General features: G+C 61.2%; 13 protein-coding genes. 6 read left to right on the top strand and 7 right to left on the bottom strand.

The genetic code is table 11. The features are described from left to right. Nucleotides 1-18: 18 nt before the first annotated feature. Entirely contained in the window at nucleotides 19-597 is a 579-nt protein-coding gene (locus I2H36_RS07215) for a TRAP transporter small permease (RefSeq protein WP_210330992.1), read from the bottom strand. Nucleotides 598-698: 101 nt separating this feature from the next. Next, complete coding sequence (locus I2H36_RS07210; RefSeq protein WP_210331009.1) at nucleotides 699-1,685, bottom strand: sialic acid TRAP transporter substrate-binding protein SiaP; 987 nt, start codon at nucleotides 1,683-1,685, stop codon at nucleotides 699-701. Nucleotides 1,686-1,819: 134 nt separating this feature from the next. On the opposite strand from I2H36_RS07210, the gene I2H36_RS07205 reads away from it, so the two are divergent. The 5 genes from I2H36_RS07205 to lpdA all read left to right on the top strand — a co-directional run bounded on the left by I2H36_RS07205 (nucleotide 1,820) and on the right by lpdA (nucleotide 7,632). Further along, nucleotides 1,820-2,536: a GntR family transcriptional regulator gene (locus tag I2H36_RS07205; protein WP_196263219.1), complete on the top strand. Its 717-nt coding sequence runs from the start codon at nucleotides 1,820-1,822 to the stop codon at nucleotides 2,534-2,536. Nucleotides 2,537-2,649: 113 nt separating this feature from the next. After that, nucleotides 2,650-3,882: a 3-methyl-2-oxobutanoate dehydrogenase (2-methylpropanoyl-transferring) subunit alpha gene (locus I2H36_RS07200; RefSeq protein WP_196263218.1), complete on the top strand. Its 1,233-nt coding sequence runs from the start codon at nucleotides 2,650-2,652 to the stop codon at nucleotides 3,880-3,882. Between the two features lie 3 nt (nucleotides 3,883-3,885). After that, the gene (locus tag I2H36_RS07195; protein ID WP_196263217.1) at nucleotides 3,886-4,899 is read left to right on the top strand and encodes an alpha-ketoacid dehydrogenase subunit beta; all 1,014 of its coding nucleotides are present in this window, start codon (nucleotides 3,886-3,888) and stop codon (nucleotides 4,897-4,899) included. A gap of 1 nt (nucleotide 4,900) precedes the next feature. Further along, complete coding sequence (locus tag I2H36_RS07190; protein ID WP_196263216.1) at nucleotides 4,901-6,229, top strand: dihydrolipoamide acetyltransferase family protein; 1,329 nt, start codon at nucleotides 4,901-4,903, stop codon at nucleotides 6,227-6,229. Nucleotides 6,230-6,234: 5 nt separating this feature from the next. Beyond that, entirely contained in the window at nucleotides 6,235-7,632 is a 1,398-nt protein-coding gene (gene lpdA / locus I2H36_RS07185) for a dihydrolipoyl dehydrogenase (protein ID WP_196263215.1), read from the top strand. 33 nt (nucleotides 7,633-7,665) lie between these two features. On the opposite strand, the gene I2H36_RS07180 is transcribed toward lpdA, so the two are convergent. From I2H36_RS07180 to I2H36_RS07170, 4 genes are read right to left on the bottom strand one after another with little or no spacing between them, the layout of a single operon-like run. After that, nucleotides 7,666-8,712, bottom strand: a complete 1,047-nt coding sequence (locus I2H36_RS07180; protein ID WP_196263214.1) for an adenylate/guanylate cyclase domain-containing protein — start codon at nucleotides 8,710-8,712, stop codon at nucleotides 7,666-7,668. Continuing rightward, nucleotides 8,709-8,837 carry a hypothetical protein gene (locus I2H36_RS20310; RefSeq protein ID WP_281432978.1) on the bottom strand — a complete coding sequence of 43 codons (129 nt, stop codon included), beginning with the start codon at nucleotides 8,835-8,837 and terminating at the stop codon, nucleotides 8,709-8,711. Before I2H36_RS20310 ends, I2H36_RS07180 begins: the two co-directional genes overlap by 4 nt. Further along, nucleotides 8,834-12,031: a response regulator gene (locus I2H36_RS07175; protein ID WP_210330991.1), complete on the bottom strand. Its 3,198-nt coding sequence runs from the start codon at nucleotides 12,029-12,031 to the stop codon at nucleotides 8,834-8,836. The genes I2H36_RS20310 and I2H36_RS07175 overlap by 4 nt, the downstream gene beginning before the upstream one ends. A 24-nt stretch (nucleotides 12,032-12,055) precedes the next feature. Next, nucleotides 12,056-13,159 carry a branched-chain amino acid ABC transporter substrate-binding protein gene (locus I2H36_RS07170; RefSeq protein ID WP_196263212.1) on the bottom strand — a complete coding sequence of 368 codons (1,104 nt, stop codon included), beginning with the start codon at nucleotides 13,157-13,159 and terminating at the stop codon, nucleotides 12,056-12,058. A 386-nt stretch (nucleotides 13,160-13,545) separates the two neighbouring features. Here I2H36_RS07170 and I2H36_RS07165 point away from each other — a divergent pair, with 386 nt between their 5' ends. After that, nucleotides 13,546-15,027 (top strand): mannitol dehydrogenase family protein, encoded by a 1,482-nt coding sequence (locus I2H36_RS07165; RefSeq protein ID WP_196263211.1) that lies wholly within the window; start codon nucleotides 13,546-13,548, stop codon nucleotides 15,025-15,027. A 68-nt stretch (nucleotides 15,028-15,095) separates the two neighbouring features. Here I2H36_RS07165 and I2H36_RS07160 read toward each other — a convergent pair whose 3' ends face one another. After that, entirely contained in the window at nucleotides 15,096-16,202 is a 1,107-nt protein-coding gene (locus tag I2H36_RS07160) for a S8 family serine peptidase (RefSeq protein ID WP_196263210.1), read from the bottom strand. Nucleotides 16,203-16,276 lie beyond the last annotated feature (74 nt).

Here is a 16,276-nt window from a genome sequence, read left to right as displayed (position 1 = left end):
GCATGGAGATCTCCGCCCTCAGTCGATTGTCAGGCTGTGAGCGGCATCCGCCTCACGGCGGCGTAGGCGTCGCAGAAACCGTAAGGTCGCATGCACAGTGACGCCGGCGAGTGCCCCGGAAACCGCCCAGTACAGGTAGCTTTTCGGAATATCGATAGAGACCATGTAGCCTGGAGCCAGTGCCCCAAGTTGATAGGCATACCACGCCATGGCGCCACAGAAGAGCGCGACGAGGCCGTCGACCACAACAAGGGTCCAGTGCCTGGCTTCCCGGGGAAGATAGACGAGAAGCGCCTCGACTGCGATGTGCGAGCCCTTGCGCATGGCTGTTACCGATCCGACAAAGGTGATCAGGATAAGGAAATAGCGGGCGATTTCCTCCGTCCATCCCAGCGAGTTGTTCAGGACATAACGGGTGAAGAACTGCAGAAATACGATCCCGAACAGGATCCAGAAAATAGCAAACACAATGGCATCCGACCATTTGAGGTCGGACAGATCCACATGCGCCTCCTCCTCACGCCATTGCTCGAAGAGTTCATCCATCTCCTGAAGGATGTCATCCGGCGGAGCTGTGTTGCTCCTCGCTTCGGTCATGGCAGGAGCTTGGGTGTTCTGGATTGCGGGCATACGTTCCGGCTTTTCTCAATGAGAAGGGAGAGGCTCTCTCCGCAAGAAAGAGAGCCTCGATGGTTGCGCTAGTTGGTGGTCGCCTTGATCGCCTGGAGACGGTCGTAGACTGTCTTGTCCCAGGTAGCGTCGGAGCCCATGTGCATCTTGACCACGGCTTCGCGGAACGGCGTCCGATCTACCGTCACCACGTTCTTGCCCTGTCCCTTAAACCAGGCGACCAGCTCCTTCTCCATCTTGACGATGTCGTCGGTGCATTTGTCCGCTGCTTCCTGCAGGACTTCGCTCAGAGTCTTCTGCTCGTCGGCTGAGAGGCGCTTCATCGTGCCGCCGGAAACGATGGTGAGCAGGGCATCCGTGATGTGTCCCGTCAACACGATGTTCTTTTGGACCTCATGGAACTTCTTGGCCTGGATGGTGACCAGCGGGTTCTCCTGCGCATCGACCACGCCTTGCGAGAGCGCGAGGTAAACTTCCGCGAATGCAATCGGCGTCGGGTTCGCGCCGACGGCTCTTGGGAACATGGTGTAGAGTGGCGCATCGGGCACACGGATCTTCAGCCCCTTCATGTCCTCGGGCTTTGTGATGTCCTTGTTCGCCGTCACATGCCGCTCGCCGTAATAGGTGAGGCTCACCACCCGGTGGCCCGTCTTCTTCTCATATCCCTGGCCAAGCTCCTTGAAGAGATCGGATTTCCGAAAGGCATTCCAGTGGCCGAAGTCCCGGAACATGTACGGAGCGCCGCCTATGGCGACCGGCCCGTGGGCGCGGCCGGCGAAGAGCTGGCCGGTATAGATGATGTCGACCGTACCGAGGGACAGTCCCTCGTTGATGTCGCTCTCCTTACCGAGCGACGAGGCCGGGAAGACCTCGATCGTGTATTTGCCGTTGGTCCGCTTCTTGAGCTCCTCACCGGCCCAGAGGGCCCATTTGTGGTAGGGCTCGGACGTCTCGTAGACGTGCGCCCATTTGAGCTTGGTCTGGGCGCTTGCCGGCAAAGCGGGGAGGGCGATGGTCGCGGCGGCAATGAGGCCGAAAGCTAGGCGGCGGGTCAAAGATGGCATAGGCGTTCCTCCGAAAATGCCCGGCTCTGCGGCCGATTCGTGATGATCAGTGAGCGGTGAACTCACCAGAGGCCCCCGACAAGCTGGTGGCTTTCGCCCATCGGTTGGACTAACATGTTAGAGATATGGGCGCGTTCGACAAGAGAAAATCCTACGAATTCCTGATTCCCTTGGAGCGAGGGCCACGAGGGAACACGACCGAGCAGGTCGAGCGCGCGCTTCGGTCGGCTATTGTCGATCTCGATTTCGAGCCGGGCGAGTTCATCGATAAAGGGGCTGTTTGCCTCGCCCTCGGGGTCTCCCGGTTTCCAGTGTCGGAGGCTCTTGCACGCTTAGCGGCGGAGGGGCTCGTCGAAATCCTGCCGCAGCGCGGCAGCCGGGCTGCCCGTATCCGCCTGCCGGAGATCAGGGAATCGATGCTGATCCGCCAGGCTCTCGAATGCATGGTGGCGGAAAAGGCGGCCGAGCTTCTGTCAGCGGCCGATATGGACGCCCTTCGTGAAAACCTGCGGGCCCAGCAGGAGGCCGTTGAGCGCGGAGACCGCCCTGGCTTCTATGCCCTGGATCTCGCGTTTCATACGATTCTGGTCGAGGGACTGAACCTGCCCCGCGTGGCTGCCGTCATCGATGCATCCCGTGCCAATATCGACCGGGTGCGCCGCCTCCTTTCGTCGCCTCGCCGCCATACGGTCACCCTGGCCGAGCATCGCGAGATCTTCCACGCAATTGAGACTCGGGATCCCCAAGCAGCGCACAGGGCTATGGCGGCTCATCTTGAAGAGGTCATGGAAGAGTTGGGGCGCTTCTCGGCCGAACACGCAGATGTATTCGTGCATACCTGACGCTCGACCGGCCAGATGATGGGGCTCTTTCCCCAGGCCTCATTTCCACCTCGTTGCACCTATGGCCGGATGGTGTTTCTTTCCTAGTTCTCTCCGGAGGAGAACAACCAATCATGACAACTGACGCACCTCTGTCCCTTCACGTGCCGGAACCAGCCGTTCGTCCGGGAGGCGCCCCGGATTTCTCGAATGTCAAAATTCCCAAGGCAGGAGCCGTCCCCAGGCCGAATATCGATGTAGAACCTGAGTCGATCCGGGATCTCGCCTTTTCGATCATTCGCGTTCTGAACCGGAGTGGCGAAGCCGTCGGCCCGTGGGCCGGCCTGCTGAGCGACGAGGAACTGATCGAAGGTATGCGCCACATGATGACGCTGCGGACCTTCGACGCCAGGATGCTGATCGCCCAGCGCCAGGGCAAAACATCGTTCTACATGCAGCACCTCGGAGAGGAGGCGATCAGTTGCGCCTTCCGCAGGGCGCTCTCCCCAGGAGACATGAACTTCCCGACCTATCGCCAGGCCGGCCTCCTGATCGCGGACGGCTATCCGATGGTCGACATGATGTGCCAGGTCTATTCCAATTCGCGCGATCCGTTGAAGGGGCGTCAGCTGCCTGTCATGTATTCCTCCAAGGAGCATGGCTTCTTCACGATCTCCGGCAACCTCGCGACCCAGTACATCCAGGCTGTTGGTTGGGCGATGGCCTCGGCGATCCGCAACGACACCAGGATCGCCGCAGCGTGGATCGGCGACGGGTCGACGGCCGAGTCCGATTTCCACGCCGCGCTCGTCTTCGCCTCCACCTACAAGGCGCCGGTCGTCCTCAACATCGTCAACAACCAATGGGCGATCTCAACCTTCCAGGGCATTGCCCGGGGAGGGTCGGGCACCTTCGCGGCGAGAGGCTTGGGTTTCGGCATTCCGTCCCTGCGGGTGGACGGCAACGATTATCTCGCCGTTTACGCCGTGGCAAAATGGGCCGTCGAGCGGGCTCGTCGTAATCTCGGGCCGACCCTCGTCGAGTACGTCACCTACCGGGCCGGGGCGCATTCCACATCGGACGATCCATCAGCCTATCGCCCCAAGACCGAATCCGATGCCTGGCCTCTCGGCGATCCGATCATCCGTCTGAAGAACCACCTGATCATGCGGGGCGTCTGGTCCGAGGAGCGGCACAAGCAGGCCGAGGCAGAAATTCTCGATACGGTGATCGCCGCACAGAAGGAGGCGGAGAGCTACGGCACTCTGCATGCCGGCGGGAAGCCCTCCGCGCGCGACATGTTTGACGGCGTTTATGCCGAGATGCCGCCCCATCTGCGCCGGCAGCGTCAGCAGGCGGGGGTCTGATCCATGGCACGCATGACGATGATCGAAGCCATCCGCGACGCGATGGACGTGATGATGGCGCGCGACGAGCGTGTCGTGGTTTTCGGGGAGGATGTGGGCTATTTCGGCGGTGTCTTCCGGTGCACGGCAGGACTCCAGCAGAAATACGGAAAGACCAGGTGCTTTGATGCCCCGATCAACGAAGCCGGCATCGTCGGAGCCGCCATCGGCATGGCGTCCTATGGGCTTCACCCCTGCATCGAGATTCAGTTCGCCGACTACATGTACCCGGCCTATGACCAGATCGTGTCCGAGGCAGCCCGCCTGCGGTATCGCTCAAACGGCGAGTTCACCTGTCCGCTCGTCGTCCGCATGCCGACCGGCGGCGGAATTTTCGGCGGGCAGACTCACAGCCAGAGCCCCGAAGCCCTATTCACCCATGTGTCGGGATTGAAGACCGTCGTGCCGTCGAACCCCCACGACGCCAAAGGCCTCCTGATTGCGGCCATCGAGGATCCCGATCCCGTGATCTTCCTGGAGCCGAAGCGGCTCTACAACGGTCCCTTCGACGGTCATCACGACCGCCCGATCACGCCCTGGTCTAAGCACGACCTCGGCGAGGTGCCCAGCGGCTATTTCACGTTGCCGCTCGGCAAGGCGTCAATCGTTCGAGAAGGGAAGGCCGTGACCGTGCTGGCTTACGGGACAATGGTGTATGTCGCACAGGCGGCTGCAACGGAGACGGGAATCGACGCGGAAATCATTGATTTGCGCACCCTGCTTCCTCTCGACATGGAGACCATCGTTGCTTCCGTTAGAAAGACGGGTCGCTGCGTGATCGTTCATGAGGCGACGCTTACGTCAGGATTCGGGGCTGAGCTGGCGGCACTCGTTCAAGAAGCATGCTTCTTCCAGCTCGAGGCGCCGATCGTGCGTGTGACCGGTTGGGACACGCCTTATCCGCATGCGCAGGAATGGGATTACTTCCCGGGACCTGCCCGTGTCGGTCGCGCGCTCGTTGACACAGTGGAGGCCTGACATGGGTGAGCACCTGATCAAGATGCCCGATGTGGGCGAGGGGATCGCCGAGGCCGAACTCGTCGAATGGCACGTCAAAGTCGGCGACCTCGTGCGCGAGGATGCTTTGCTTGCAGCCGTGATGACCGACAAGGCGACGGTGGAGATTCCCTCTCCCGTCGATGGGGAGGTCCTGTGGCTTGGCGCGGACATCGGAGATGTTGTCGCGATTGGATCGCCCCTGATCCGCTTGAAGACCGGAGATGAGGATGGCGTTGCCTCCGGTCACGACACATCCGATAAGGCACCTGAAGCACCGTCACGGCCGAAGGACATCGAGGCGCAGGCCGATGGCGCAGTCAAAACCTCTGATGCCGTTGTCGAGAAGCAGGCGAGGGAAGCTCCCCAGCCTCAACCTGTCGAGGTTCCACAAAGCCCGCCCGTGAGGGTACACCGCCCATCCGTCCCGCGGATGGAGGGTGATAAGCCGGTTGCCTCCCCGGCGGTTCGCCTGAGAGCCCGTGAGGCCGGGATCGACCTGAGGCAGGTTCCGGGCACCGGCCCCGCCGGCCGGATCACCCATGAGGATCTGGACGCGTTCCTCACCCACGGCCCGCAGGTCGCCAAGGCCCAGGGCTTGGTTCAGGATACATCCGTCCAGCACGTCAAAGTAATTGGGCTGCGCCGCAAGATTGCGGAGAAGATGGCGGTTGCGAAATCGCGCATCCCGCACATCACCTATGTCGAAGAGGTCGACGTGACCGCTCTCGAGGACCTGCGGACGACACTCAACGCGACCAAGCGAGCCGACAGACCGAAGCTGACCCTGTTGCCTTTCCTGATGCGCGCCATGGTCAAGGCCATCGCCGATCAGCCGCACCTGAACGCGATCTACGATGACGAGGCGGGCGTCGTTCATCAGCATGGCGGCGTGCATATCGGCATCGCCACGCAGACGGGTTCGGGTCTGATGGTTCCGATCGTCCGGCATGCGGAAGCGCGGGACATCTGGGACTGTGCCACCGAGTTGACCCGTCTGTCTGAAGCCGCAAAGGCGGGCCTCGCCACCCGAGAGGAACTGAGCGGCTCGACGATTACCATCACGTCGCTCGGCGCAATGGGCGGCATCGTCACGACACCGGTGATCAACTATCCGGAAGTTGCCATCATCGGAGTCAACAAGATCATGGTGCGGCCCATGTGGGACGGCTCGACGTTCATTCCCCGCAAGATGATGAACCTCTCCTCCAGCTTCGATCACAGGATCATCGACGGCTGGGATGCGGCGGTCTTCGTGCAGCGCATCAAAACGCTGCTGGAGACGCCAGCGATGATCTTCGTGGAGGCTTGAGGTCAATGAAGGATATCTCCTGCAAGCTCCTCGTCATCGGGGCCGGGCCGGGCGGCTATGTCTGCGCCATCCGTGCCGGACAGCTCGGTATCGACACAGTCATCGTGGAAGAGAGGAAGCCCGGTGGGACTTGCCTCAATGTAGGCTGCATCCCTTCCAAGGCGCTCATCCATGCGGCTGAGGAGTACGACCGGATCGTTCATCTGTCATCGGGAAAGAACCCGCTTGGAATCAGAACGACGAAACCCGAGATCGATCTGTCTCAGACCATCGCCTGGAAAGACACCGTCGTAGGCCGGCTGAACAGCGGCGTGTCGGGCCTTCTCAAGCGCTCCAAGGTCAAGTTGGTCCAGGGCCGGGCCCACTTTCGTGATGGGAAAACTGTCGAGGTGGAAACGGAGACAGGCCGACAGATCATCCGTGCCGAGAACGTGGTGATCGGAACCGGATCGGCTCCGGTCGAACTCTCCAGCCTGCCATTCGGCGGAACCGTCATCTCCTCGACCGAAGCGCTTTCGCTGACGGCAGTTCCGGAGAAGCTGGTAGTCGTTGGCGGCGGCTATATCGGTCTCGAGCTTGGAACAGCCTTCGCCAAGATGGGCGCTAAGGTGACTGTCGTCGAGGCGCAGGCACGCATCCTGCCGCAATACGATGCGGAACTCACCCGTCCGGTGTCCAAGAGGCTTCAAGCTCTCGGGATCGACGTCATGACCCGCGCGAAGGCCAAGGGGCTGACGAAAGCTGGCGGGGCTCTCTTAGTCGAAACCGAGAGCGGGTCCGAGGTGTCGCTTGCGGCCGACAAGATCCTTGTGACAGTGGGCCGGAGGCCTGTCACGCAAGGCTGGGGGATGGAGGAACTCGTCCTCGATATGGACGGCCCCTTCATCCGCATCGACGAGAAATGCCAGACCTCGATGCGGGGCATTTATGCCATCGGTGACGTGACGGGCGAACCGATGCTGGCCCATCGGGCCATGGCGCAGGGTGAGATGGTGGCCGAAATCATCGCAGGCCATAGCCGCGTCTGGGACAAGCGGGCCATTCCGGCGGTGTGCTTCACCGATCCTGAGATCGTCGCCGTGGGCTTGACCCCGGACGAGGCTCAGAAAGCCGGTGGTGAGATCAGGGTAGGTCATTTCCCCTTCTCGGCGAATGGCCGCGCCATGACGAAGCTCGGCGAAGAAGGCTTCGTGCGCGTCGTGGCTCGGGCGGACAACCATTTGGTTCTCGGCATCCAAGCCGTCGGGCAGGGCGTGTCCGAACTCTCCGCTGCCTTCGGCCTTGCCGTCGAGATGGGAGCCCGCCTTGAGGATATTGCCGGCACCATCCACGCGCATCCCACGCAAGGAGAGGCTTTCCAGGAGAGCGCTCTGAAATCACTGGGACGTGAACTCCATATCTGAGAGCGGCGGACGGTTCCTGACCGTCCGCCTCATCTAACCCGGAGGGGCAACCCTGTAGGCGTCGATAGCGCCCTTGCCCTTGATGAGAACAGGTCCCAGGGGAGTGGCATCGACGCGCGTGCGTATACGCTCCCAGGCTGTGGCGCTCAGATTGATGCCGCTCTGTCTGCCGTGCCCGGCAAGCCGCGCGGCGACATTCACCGTATCGCCCCAGATATCGAAGCTGAACTTCTGCCGCCCAACGACACCCGCAACAACAGGCCCAATGTGGATGCCAACGCGGACATCCCAGGGCAGTGGCAGATCACGGGCGGATGCAATGGTTGACATGGCACATTGGATGCTTGCCATCACCGGATCCGGATTGGGCAGGAGCAGGCCGGCAGTGGCGAGGAATCCATCGCCAACCGTCTTGATCTTCTCAAGGCCATGGTGCGAGGCGATCTCTTCGAAGGTCGAAGCATACACATCAAGATTCGCGACGATCTCCTCCGGCGCAAGGAGATCGCAATAGGCGGTAAATCCGACGATGTCGGCGAAGAACACGACCACATCCTCATGGCGGCGGGGCGTCACGGTTTGGGACTTCTCGAGCTCGTCGACCGCCTGCGACGGCAGAATGGCATGCAGGAGCGCCTCCGCGCGACGCCGCTGATGGTCGATCTCGGTCAGGTAGCTGAGCTCCTGATCATGCAACCTCTTCTTCTCGAGGCAGGCTCTCACGCGGGCTCTCAAAAGCGCCGGGTTGAACGGCTTGGGCAAGTAGTCCTCGGCTCCGAGTTCGATGCAGCGGACGACACTCTCGAACTCCGACAGAGCGGAAATCATCAGGACCGGGATGTCGCGCGTAGCCGAGCCCGTCTTCAGTTGCTTCAGGACTTCGTAGCCGTTGATCTCGGGCATCATGATATCCAGGAGAACGAGATCGAAGCGCTCCTGGGCAATCAGGGTGAGAGCCTCGCGCCCATTCTCGGCGGTCGCCAGATCCGTCCACCCCTCACGTTGCAACCTTCGCGTCAGCGTATACCGGTTGTCCTCATTGTCATCCACGACAAGGATGCGGACTCCAGCGCCGCTCATGACACACTCCGACCCCAGATCAGCGTGCCGGTCGTCTCAAGCAGTCTCTCGAAGACGGCCGGTTTTGTGTCATAGTAGCCGGCGTTCAGGGCCTTATTGCCCTCGATGTAGAGAGTTCCGGTCACATTCGCTCCTCGTGTTCCAGTCGTCCGAGTCGCAGACAATCGGCGATGACATCCCGCAAAGTGGCGAGAACCTCATCCCGCTCGCCGAGTTTCTTGCGCAGGATCCTTCGAATGCCGCCACTCAGGCGCCGCTGGGCTTCCTCGTCCACGTCGGCCGCCGTCAGCACGATAAGAGGAAGATGCCGCGTCTCCTCGTTTCGATGGATTTCATCGACGAACTCGAATCCGTCCATCTCCGGCATGATCAGGTCGAGGAGAATGATATCGGGCTTGACGAGCGGGAGTCGGTCCAGTGCCACCCGCCCGTTCTCGGCTTCGGCCACCTCCCACCCGTCCTCACGCAGAATCCGGGCAAGCCATCCCCGGGTGTGCGGGTCATCCTCCACAACCAGAACCCGAGAGCTGGCATGTTCGGTTCGGCAGTTGGCGAGAGCCTTCAGGAGACCCTCGCGGCTGACTGGCTTCGTCAGATAGGCTGCGGCCCCGAGGGCGTATGCCTGATTCTCCTCGTCGACGATCGTTACCATGATGACCGGGATATCCTGAAGCTCAGGATCGCGCTTCAACTGCTGGAGGGTGCTCCAGCCATCGAATTCCGGCATCAGGACATCCAGGGTAATCACTGACGGATGGATCTCACGGGCGATCTCGATGCCTTGCTGGCCGCTCTCGGCCGTCGCCACTTCGAATCCCTCACGCGTCAGGATCTGGCGCAGGATCTCCCGCGACGTCGCCTCATCATCGACGATCAGCGCGCGTCTTCCTCGCCCGAGAGGTTGCAGGATCAATGAAGGGCTTCCAGCGCTGGAGCGTCTTCTGGGAGGGCCCACCACTCCGCCCGCCGGCACTGAAACCGTGAAGGTGCTGCCGACATCCACGACGCTTTGCACGTTAATGTCGCCACCCATGACGCGACAAAGCCGGCGGCTGATGGAAAGTCCGAGCCCGGTTCCCCCGAATTTTCGTGTCGTCGTGCTGTCCGCCTGGCTGAACTCCTGGAAAAGCTTGTCGCATTGCTCTGTCGTCATGCCGATACCCGTATCCTGCACGGCGATCGTTATCGTGTCTCCTCCTCGATCCACGAATCGAGAAGCCCTTATTGTCACAACTCCGTCTTTCGTGAACTTGCAGGCATTGCTCAGCAGATTAAGCAATACCTGTCGCAGGCGTACGGGATCGGTCTGCATCCTGCCGATCTCTGGCGCGACCTCGACCTTGAGATGGTTGCGGTTCTTTCTGGCAAGAGGTTCAGCCGTCAATGAAACCTCTCTGATGAAGGCATCGAGATCGATCTCTTCCGGGTGAAGCTCCAGCTTGCCCGCCTCGATCTTGGCAAGGTCGAGAATTTCATTGATCAGTGTCAGAAGGTGCGTACCGGCATGGCGGATTCTGTCCAGCGGTTCCACCAGCGGTTCATCTCCCGTCTCCTCGGCCTCGTCCTTGAGCATCTCGGTGATGCCGATGATGGCGTTCAGCGGCGTCCTCAGCTCATGGCTCATGTTCGTGAGAAACTGACTTTTCGCCCGCGTCGCCGCCATGGCCTCATCGCGGGCAACCTCGAGCTGCGCCGCATGGTGCTTGATTGCCGTGATGTCGGTGTAGACCGCGACGGTCCCGCCTCCTGCGATCCTGCGCTCGCAAACCTGGATCCAGCGATTACCGTCGCGATGCTGGATCTCGGCCGCGACCGGATTTCTGTGCCGCGCCATCCTCTCAGCAACCCAGGTGTCGACCCGCCCTTTCGCTTCTATGATGAGACCGCGCTCCGCCGCACGCCGGATCACGGCCTCGAAGGGTGTTCCCGGTTCCATGGGAACATCGGAGCCAGGGTAAAGCAGCTCCTCGTAGCGGCTGTTGCACAGGATGAGTCGATCCTCGGCGTCGTACAGGGCAAAGCCCTCGTTGATGCTTTCGATGGCATCGATCAGCCGTTGCCGGGCGTCGGCAATCTCGCGCAGGTTCTTTTCCTCGACCTCGATCGCCGTGTCCCGGAAGACAGCGAGAGCCTTTGCCATTTGCCCGATCTCGTCTTCCCCATCCCCCGGCAAAGGTGCCCGCAGGTTGCCTCCGGCGATCGCCAGCATGCTGTTGCTCAGGCTCTGCAGCCGCGCAACGAGATTGCGATCGACGTAAAGCCAGACGATGAGCAGGGAGCTCAGAAGGCTGAGAGACACGACAGTCAGCAGAATATTGCGGCCGATGCGCTGAGCCGTCAAAACCTCGCCGCTTGCGGCACGGATGTCGGCGCGGGCCATTGTGACAAGGCCGTCGACTGCTTTCGTGAGTTGCGCGGAAAGGCCGGCATTCTCCGCAAGAACCCGTTCGGCATCCGCCAGGAGGATGAGCTCGGTCCTCCTTGCAGACAGGATGCTGTCCTGTCCGTCGGTCAATCGGGCGAAATCCGAGATACGCTGATCGAAACGGGATCGCAGACGCTGATCCGCCAACTCGGAGGCGATTTGGCGCAGGGCCGCCATGGAGCGGTTCAGAGGAAAGCTCATCACCGAGATATCGGCGAGCTTCTCGGCCAGAGACGCCTTGAGCAAGCCGTCGCTGGTCGAGGCGAATTCGAGTTGCGCCTTCTGCATCAGAAGGTTTTCAGCAATCTCCTGCACAATCACCGAAGGAGGCTGCGGGAAGCCGGCACTTGTCTGCTCGCCACGGTCTATGCGTCGAGCCGTTGCAAACTTGGCGTCCAAAACCACAAGGGCAGGGGCGATCAGGCGTTGCGCCGCGACGGTTGCATTTGACAGACGCTGGACCAACGCATCCTTTTGCGCAGCTACGGCGAGGCGTCCAGCCACGAGGCCGGCAAGTGCTGTGAGGTTGCGCCGCAATCCCGCGACGGCTGGCTCCATGGCGGTTACCGTCGCTGGATCAACCTCGCTCCGGATCTGGGCGAGCAGAGCTTCGAGACGTTCGACTTCGGCGGTAATGGTTGCAGATATCTCCTGATATTGTGCCTGCGAGCGGGCCGTAAGAAGCGTCGGCGCTGCAGCAACAATGCGTTCGGCTTGCCGTGAAAGGTCGAGAGCCACGAGAGCAGAGGGGACACGCTGTTCCGTGATCCGCTCGATCACATGGGCCATCTGGCGAAAGGCATATGTCCCAGTGGCCGCAGCCAGCACTGCGAAGGCGCTGATGCCGAGAAAAGCAAGAAGCAAGCGCCAGCGGACACTCAGGTAGAAGGGCATGCTGACAGGGGCCGAGCCCCTTCCTTATTCCAAGGGGACATATCGACCTTTCCGCCAGATGAACCATTCGAAGCCGGGTTGCCGCACATCTCCTTTGGCATCGAAGCTGACCCGCCCGAGAATGGTTTCGAACTCGTTAGAACGAAGGGCGCTTATCACCGCTTGTGGCTCAATGGAGCCGGCCTTCACAACCGCCTGAGCCCAGGCCTGAACGGCGCCGTAGCTATAGAGGGTATAGCCTTCGGGCTCGAACCCGTTTTGCCGAAAGCGCTCGACGAGAGCGGCCGCATCGGGATTTCGGCGCGGATCGCGGAATGAGGTAAAGACCGTCCCTTCGCCGGCCTCACCTGTCACCTGGATAAAGGCCTCGCTCGCTATGCTGTCACCGGACACCAGCTGAAGGTTGTAGCCTTGCTCACGTGCATTGCGGATCAGGATGGCTGCTTCCCGATAGTATCCGGCGAAATAGACAATCCGAATTCCGGCAGCCTGCAACTTCATGATGAGATTTGAGAAGTCGCTCAGGCCCGGATCGAGTTCGTCATAGAGCGTCTCGGCGCCACCGTTGTTGCGGAGGTGACGTCGGGTTTCTTCGGTCAGCCCTTTGCCGTAGACCGAGCCATCGCTGAGAATGGCAATCCTGCTGTCTTTCCCCCTTGCTGCCAGATAGGCACCCGCTATTGCGCCCTGCTGATCGTCCCTGCCGCAAATACGAAAGACGTTCGGGCGGCCCTCTTCCGTCAGGCGCGGATTGGTCGAGGCGGGCGTCATTTGGATAACCCCGGCTCTTTCATAGATGCCGGCAGCTGGAATGGAAGCGCCCGAGCATTGGTGCCCGACGACAAAGGCTACATTCTCGGCGACGAGCTTGTGGGCCGCTGCGATTGCCTGGCCGCCGTCGCAGGCGTCGTCGACAGAAATGAGTCTCAACTTCTGACCGAGCACGCCGCCGGCGGCGTTGATGTCTCCGATGGCCAGCTCTACGCCCTGTTGCTGCTGCTCGCCCTGATATGCATTGGGACCTGTAAGGGCTCCCGCCATGCCGATGAGGATCTCAGCGCCAGCCGAACCGGCATTCACCATCGCAAAGACGAGGGCTGCAGCGAGACGCAACAGTTTTCGTTCCATGGCGAGCCTCCCGCCACCGAGCTGCATCAAAGTCTTCGGAACGCTTGCCTGCTGCACAGCGGTAACATTGCTTTAAGACAACACAAGTCATTAGCTGCGAGCGATGGTCCGCGCTCCCGATTGCATCTTAATCGATTGAGTTAGCAGGGTCGATCCATGAATGGCCGCGATGCTGTCCTAACCGAAGCTATAAGGGAATACGCCACAAGGGGTGCCGGTGACGTCCATTGGGAACGAATGAGGCGTGCACAGGTCCGATTAAGCATGGCTGTGCCAGTTAGATTCTTTGGGGCTTAACTGTTGACACTGTTACATACGATATTGATGGATGGCGGACGGTCATCCATGAAGTCACATCTCTGCCGAGATCTATAAGAGCCAACATCATGAGCCAGATCCTGAGCTTGCAAAATCTTGCGAACCTACAGCCAGCTATAGCCAAGCCGGGTTATCGCCGTGCAGAGCTCCGGGCCGGGATCCTCCACATCGGCGTCGGCAACTTCCACCGCGCTCATCAGGCGGTGTATCTGGATGACCTGTTCAACGCAGGGAGAGATCGTGACTGGGCCCTCATCGGCGCCGGCATTCGCTCCGGTGACAGGGCGATGCGACAGGCGCTTGAGCCTCAGGACTGGCTCAGCACTGTGGTAGAGCTTGAGCCCGGAGCCAATCATGCTCGGGTCACGGGTGCGATGGTCGACTTCGTTCCCATTGGGGAGGATGGGCGCGCTATTGTCCAAGCCCTCGACGATCCGGCATTGCGGATCGTCTCCCTCACCATCACGGAGGGAGGATACTGCATCGATCCGGGTACGGGGGTTTTCAATCCAGAGCACCCGGATATCGTGCATGATGCTGCGCACCTGAAGACGCCCAGGAGCGCCTTCGGAGTGATCCTGGTAGCCATCAAGCGCCGCCGGGATGAAGGTCTTGCGCCCTTCACGATCATGTCGTGCGACAACATTCCTCATAACGGCCATGTCGCGAAGGAGGCCGTTGCAGGTCTTGCGGACCTCATCGATCCGTCTCTCGCAGCTTATGTGCGCGAGCAGGTAGCCTTTCCCAACAGCATGGTCGACCGGATCACGCCGGCAACCACGTACAGGGAGCGTGCTGCTCTGGTCGAGCGCTTCGGCGTGCAGGACAACTGGCCCGTTTTCTGCGAGCCGTTCCGTCAGTGGGTGCTGGAAGATCATTTCCCCTCCGGCCGCCCGTCACTGGAGGAGGTCGGCGTCACCTTTACGCCTCATGTGGCCGCATTCGAATTGATGAAGCTGCGCATTCTCAATGGCGGACATGCGGCCATTGCTTATCCTGCCGGTCTTCTGGGCATTCACTTCGTTCATGAGGCCATGAAGGATCGACTGGTGCGTTGTTTCCTCGACAAGTTGGAGATGGAGGAGATCATACCCTGCGTGCCGCCTGTGCCGGGTGTCGATCTCCAGGATTACTACCGGCTGATCGCCCGCCGCTTCAGCAATCCCGATGTCGGGGACACGATCCCGCGTCTTGCCCAGGACGGCTCCAACCGGCAGCCCAAATTCATCCTGCCCTCGACACGTGACCGGTTGAGAGACGGTGCAGATGTCACAGGGTTGGCTCTTGTGTCCGCCCTGTGGTGCCGGTACTGCGCGGGCCTGACCGATCAGGGCCGGCCGTTTGCTCTCGATGATCCGAATGCCAGCCGCCTCACGCCGGCGGCATTGGCCGCACGGGAGGACGCCTCCGCGTTCCTGAGCCTGACGGACATCTTCGGCGACCTCTCCAAGAATCCGGTCTTCCGCTCCCGGTTCGAGGCGGCGCTGAGCAGGCTCTGGCGCGAGGGCACCCGCGCAACCCTGGAGGCCTACCTCGGTGAGAGGCTCTGATACATCGAGAGCACCTGGCTTCCAATGTATCAGGAAGCTCCTGCCGGACGTCTTTCAGTCCGTGCGCATCAAGGAACGCTGGGGCGCGGGTTGATCTGCGATTGTGCGACAGGGGTCTCGTCTGCCTGAGGCGGACACAGGTTCGTCGCTTGCAAAAGCCCACTTCCGTAAGTCTTGTCACGGCCCGGCTTGCCTAAATCCATGGTGTTGCTCTCCAGAGCAGCCTCAAGGTCGGCCGGGTTCAGGGTTGCGTTGGAAGCGTGCAGGACTGCGGCAGCGGCGGAGATGAATGGCACGGCATAGGATGTGCCGCTTTTCGTCGTTCCACCTCCGCCCGGCGCGGCTACCCACAGGTCCACTCCGGGTGCCGCAAGGTCGATGTAGTCGCCCTGGGTCGCACGGCGGTAGACATCGCGGTTGTTGTCGACGGCCGTGACGGCGATCACGCCCGGGTACGCGGCCGGATAGGACGGCTCTGCGCCTGCTCCGTTGTTTCCTGCTGCCGCGATGATGGTCATGCCCTTCGCTTGTGCAGATTCAATGGCTCGCCTGAGCACCTCGTTGGGGGGGCCGGACAGGCTCATGTTGACGACGCGTACGTTTTTCTCCGCCAGCGCCTCCAGAGCCATGACGAGCGCCGTCACATCGGTCCGATCCGCCGTTCCGCCGTCGCGATAGAAGGCATCCACCGCCAAGAGGCGTGCTTCGGGCAGAAGACCAGGAGCGCCGCTCCCACTTCGTCCAACGAGAAGTGCCGCCACAGCCGTGCCGTGATCGCGCTGAGAAGGGTTGCCGCGAAGTTGTAATCCGGAAACGATCTCGATCGACTGGCCCTGCAGAGCCCCGTGCTCCTGGTCGATGCCCGTATCGATAAGGCCGATTGTTGGAACCGGACCGCATTGTTTGGCGGCCGGCAGGTTCCAGCCTACGAGAGAGACTGCCTCGCAGCCAGCGCCGGTGCAGCCTGCAGCCCCATCCGTATAGTAAAAGTGGTCAAGATCAGTGATAGCCCCTGCATCGGCGACGCGCACAGCACGCTGAGCCTGAGCCAGCGACATGCCTCTTGGCGGAACAAGCCGCACCACGCTCGCGAGAATGCCCTTGGTCTGCCTTTCGGCCTGGAAACCCTGTGCTCTTAACCTGGTGAGGCTCTCCGATGTGAGGCTGGCAGCCACGATTGAGCGTGACGCCCGTCTCGGCTTGGGAAGGGTCTGGTCTGCATCCGGCTTCGCCGTTTGGGTTTTGGCCT

The sequence above is a fragment of the Microvirga terrestris genome (assembly GCF_015694425.1).
GTDB classification, from domain to species: Bacteria; Pseudomonadota; Alphaproteobacteria; order Rhizobiales; family Beijerinckiaceae; genus Microvirga; species Microvirga terrestris.
Note: the sequence above shows the minus strand (reverse complement) of the source record. Positions and strands in the feature narration are given on the sequence as shown.